This is a genomic window from Psychrobacter sp. AOP31-B2-9 (genome assembly GCF_052378005.1).
Classification (GTDB): domain Bacteria; phylum Pseudomonadota; class Gammaproteobacteria; order Pseudomonadales; family Moraxellaceae; genus Psychrobacter.
Map to the genome: position 1 here is coordinate 1 of NZ_JBQSXG010000191.1, position 4521 is coordinate 4521.

The window sequence follows — 4521 nt, forward strand, 5'->3', positions numbered from 1 at the left end:
AAATTTAATGAAACTTCTCCAGTTGTATCTCCGGCACGATTGATACTATACCAATGATTATCTTTTCGCACTTGAGCGACGCCTCTATCGAAGTCGGTAGCCTTATCATATTGTAGCGCTATTACTACATTGCCTTGCATATCCATAAAGCCGTACTTATTGTCTTTTTTGATTAACATACGACCTGCTTCTGGAAAGCTTAACTCATCATAAATAGGTTCGATCCATCTATTATTTTTTAAATCGACTATGCCCCATTTGCCACCTTTCATTACTGCAATCACATCTGCTGAATAAGGTTTTACTTTTTCATAAATAGGCTTAATCAACTCTTTACCACTCTTGTCGATATAGCCAAACTTCCCATTCACCTCTATAAAGGTTTTATCGTTGTAGAACTCTCCTATTGAATCGTAGTTAAACGGAATGATTACCTCGCCTGTATTTTTTATATAGCCAACCTTGCCATTTTTCTTTGCCATAACTAAACCATCTATGACCCAAGCACTGATCTCATCATACTCAGGCTTAGCTATTTCAACACCTTTAGTATTGACTAAGCCCATCTTTTTATTCTGCTCTACATATGAAAGCTCATAGATAAAAGGACTCACACGGCTATACTTTGGCTCAATGACTACCTCTCCTTTTTTGTCGATAAAACCATATTTACCATCTAACTTCATAGGAGCTATGTCTTCAAAAAAGTGCTGTATTTGCTCGTATATTGGCTCTATAACTATATTACCGGCACGGTCGATAGCACCGTACTTATCATTTACTATAATAATGGCCTGCTCATTAACAAATGGTGCAGCCTTATCAAATTGAGCAGGAATGACTATGTTATTGCTTTTATCTATATACCCTACTTTTTTATCTTTTTGAAAGCTTGCCAATCCCTCTTCAAAGGAAGATATTTCCTTATATATAATCGGTATGACTATTTCGGCATTTTTATTGATATAGCCAAATTTATTATCTTTACGAATTTTAGCTAAACCGTCTTTAAACGGTTCAACATCATCATAGTTGCCTGTTAATATATCGTCACCGTTCCTATCAACGTAAAAAGCGCGATCATCCTTTTTAACATAAGCCAACCCTTGGTCAAAGTCGCTTACCTCATCGTAAGCAAAATCTAAAACAACCGCTCCTTCGGTATCAATAATGCCCCACTTTCGATCTTTGTTTTGTACAGCAGCGCGTTCCTCATTAAAGCTCTTAACTTTATGATACTGAAGCTCATCAATCAGCTGTCCGTTTACATCAGCAAAACTCCATCCTCCATAACCAAAAACAGGTCTAAAGCCATTACGTAAACCTTGAATAATAATGTACTCAGGCGGTAGTATAAACTCACCATCATAATTTATGAGTCCTCGACTGCCATCATGTACAATCGCTAATCCCTGATCAAAACCACCCGCATCGGCATATTTTATATCTATAACTACCTTGCCAGTCTTATCGATAAAACCATAAATTCCATCTTTTTGTACCACTGCAAGCCCTTCACTAAAGGGGTGTATATTATCGTAGATTAAATCAATAGCCACCTTGCCTGTTGCATCAATATAGCCATATTTATAGTCGTTACCAACTTTAGCCAAACCCTCATAGAAATCTTCAGCATAATCATACTTAGGCTCCACGATTATCTGTCCTTGGCGAGTAATAAATCCATACTTACTGTCTTTTTCAATCATAGCAAGCCCCTCTGTAAATCCGCATTCTCCGCGATCAACAGCAATGATATCTTTTGGTAGCTTATAACCATCATCAAAACGAAGTTGACAGTCCGCTAGTGCTGGAATACTCATGGACAATAAAAGAGGAAATAAAAACTTCAATGAAACCATAAAAACATTACCACTGTATAAATAGAACAATTGTTCATTATATCTTATTTTTTTGATAGTTTCTTACATGATTGTTATAGTCCATACTCTATAAGACACATACGACACTCCTGAGATAAATTTAGTTTACATGCGTGCACCTATGTGTTTTATAATAACTATCGAAATACTCTCCTCTTAGGACTCGTAAGTATAGGATATATCGTATGAGCCAAAATAGTAGTTCATCTACCGACCAAGCCAAGAATGATGCTGACGCAATACCAAAATATCAACCACCTCAGAAAAAACCGCACTATGAACGCTCAGATGATATGCGCGTGGTGGTCACTGGCATGGGTGCTATTACACCTTTGGGACTAGACGTCGATAGCTCATGGACTAAATTGCTCAATGGCGATAGCGGCATAGCAACGATTAGCCATTTTGATGCAACGGGCTATCGTTCGCAAATTGCTGGCGTAGTCAAAGATTTCGATGCCAAACAATATATGAATGCCAAAGATGCGCGCCGCTACGATGAATTTATGCATTATGGTGTGGCTGCCTCTTCCATGGCATTAAAAAATGCTGGTTTCATCAATGAAGTAAGCGCATCAGACGCCCCTGTACAAGGTGTTGATCAAGAACGTTTTGGTATCATCTTAGGCTCAGGGATTGGTGGTATTCAGACTATTGAAAACAGCCGTGATACCCTACGCGAAAAGGGTGCAATGAAAGTGTCGCCCTTCATTATTCCAGGCTCTATCGTCAATATGGCTGCTGGATTGGTGGCGATTAAACATACGTTAAAAGGTCCAAACCTCGCAACATCAACTGCCTGCACCACTGCTACCCATGCTATCGGACTTGCAGCGCGTTTGATTGCTTATGGTGATGCTGATGTGATGCTAGCCGGTGGTAGCGAAAAAGGCTCAAGTCCGCTAGGCATATCAGGATTTGGTGCGATGCATGCGCTCTCAACACGCAACGATGAGCCAACCAAAGCCTCTCGTCCTTTTGACAAAGACCGTGATGGGTTTGTATTGGGTGATGGTGCTGGCATGGTGGTGCTCGAAAGCCTAGCTCATGCCAAAGCCCGCGGTGCGACAATACTGGCTGAACTGGTTGGTTTTGGTATGAGTGATGATGCAGGTCACATTACTGCACCACCAGAAGATGGTAATGGCGCTGCACGTGCGATGAAAAACGCCTTGCATGATGCGGGTATTGAGCCTTCTGTAGTTGGTTATGTCAACGCTCATGGTACCAGTACACCTGCTGGTGATGTCGCTGAATCGATAGCCATTGAGACCGTATTTTCACCAGTGAAAGACAGTATCTTAGTGAGCTCAACTAAGTCTATGACTGGTCACTTATTAGGTGCTGCCGGTGGTGTCGAGGCCATATTTACCGTGCTTTCCTTACAGCATCAGCAAGTACCACCTACCATTAACTTAGACAATGTGGAAGACAACTGCAATCTTGATTATGTCGCTAACCAATCACGTAAAGTTGAAAATCTGCAATATGCAGCATCCAATAGCTTTGGCTTTGGTGGTACCAATGGCTCATTGATATTTGCACGTTGGCCTACTGTTTAATAGCTGATAAAAACGCACAATGGGATGCGTTGTAACCTTAGTGTCAGATTTACTACGTTTGTCCACTTGCAGCCCCTTATCGTATTTGCGTATGATAAGGGGTAATTTTTGGAACATTTATGGACGATACCATGTCAAGCTACTCATTTTCTCATCAGTTTTATCAGCGCTGGACGTGTGCGCCTGAACCTATTCGCGCAGCAATTACCCAAGAGCTAAAAGACATCACCACCTTACTGCAAAACGATACACCGTTTGAAAGCTTTGTGTTTAATACTCATGATTTGGATGCCCATATCGATGAGCTCTATGAAAATCATGAAGCGGAGCAAGCCATCGCTAAAGCCATTACTGACAAAAAAGCCGAAGAGCAAGCGACCGTCGAAAAACAACAGCGAGAAGAACAGCAAAGAGTAAAAGCGGCAGAGGATGCCAGATTAAAGGAAAGTGCTAAATTAAAAGAAGAAGCCAAACTTCGTGAAGCGTCAGATACCGCGCAAAAAGAACAACAGAAAAATGAGCAAATAGCCACTGAGAAGAATAATGTTGCCGATAAAGTGACCGCTATGAATGCCAATGATGCGAACGATTCAGCATCACTCGGTATTGATAACAGTGTTGAAAAAAATCAAAGCGTTGAAAAATCGGCTGCTACACAACCTAATGCTGATAACAACTTTGTCACCAGCTCTGAGAACAAAACCATCAGTCAGCATGCTCATGTCACTAATGACAAAAATAGCAATGATGAGCACAGCGTAAAAGCAGTCAACGACAAAGCCAGCGCCGCCATCAAACTGGCCCTGAAAGACGCAAAACTGAGTAACACGCATCAAGAGCTGATCCGTGAGCTGGAAATGCAAATTGATGATTATCTCAGTGAGCAAATGATGCTGATGTCTGAGAATTTAAAATCTTGGTTACGTGCTGAAGTGACCCAGAATCTAAGCGAGGATAAAGCAGGAACTAACAAAGAGTCGCAAAAAAGCTAAACGCTGCTTCCTACTTCCTACCCATCAATCCTTAGGAATAAATTCTTAGTGATAAATTACCAGTCATAAAAAATCCCCGTAAAC

General features: G+C 40.9%; 3 protein-coding genes. 2 read left to right on the forward strand and 1 reads right to left on the reverse strand.

Annotation, left to right across the window (positions count from 1 at the left end; translation table 11 throughout):
- On the reverse strand, nucleotides 1-1862 hold a 1862-nt coding region (locus tag ACT3SX_RS14015), incomplete at its 3' end, for a WG repeat-containing protein (protein WP_444519112.1).
- Nucleotides 1863-2068: 206 nt separating this feature from the next.
- Here ACT3SX_RS14015 and fabF point away from each other — a divergent pair.
- Together fabF and ACT3SX_RS14025 are read left to right on the forward strand one after the other, a co-directional pair.
- Complete coding sequence (gene fabF / locus ACT3SX_RS14020; RefSeq protein WP_442062890.1) at nucleotides 2069-3445, forward strand: beta-ketoacyl-ACP synthase II; 1377 nt, start codon at nucleotides 2069-2071, stop codon at nucleotides 3443-3445.
- A gap of 119 nt (nucleotides 3446-3564) precedes the next feature.
- Entirely contained in the window at nucleotides 3565-4437 is an 873-nt protein-coding gene (locus tag ACT3SX_RS14025; RefSeq protein ID WP_192520329.1) for a hypothetical protein, read from the forward strand.
- Nucleotides 4438-4521: the final 84 nt, after the last annotated feature.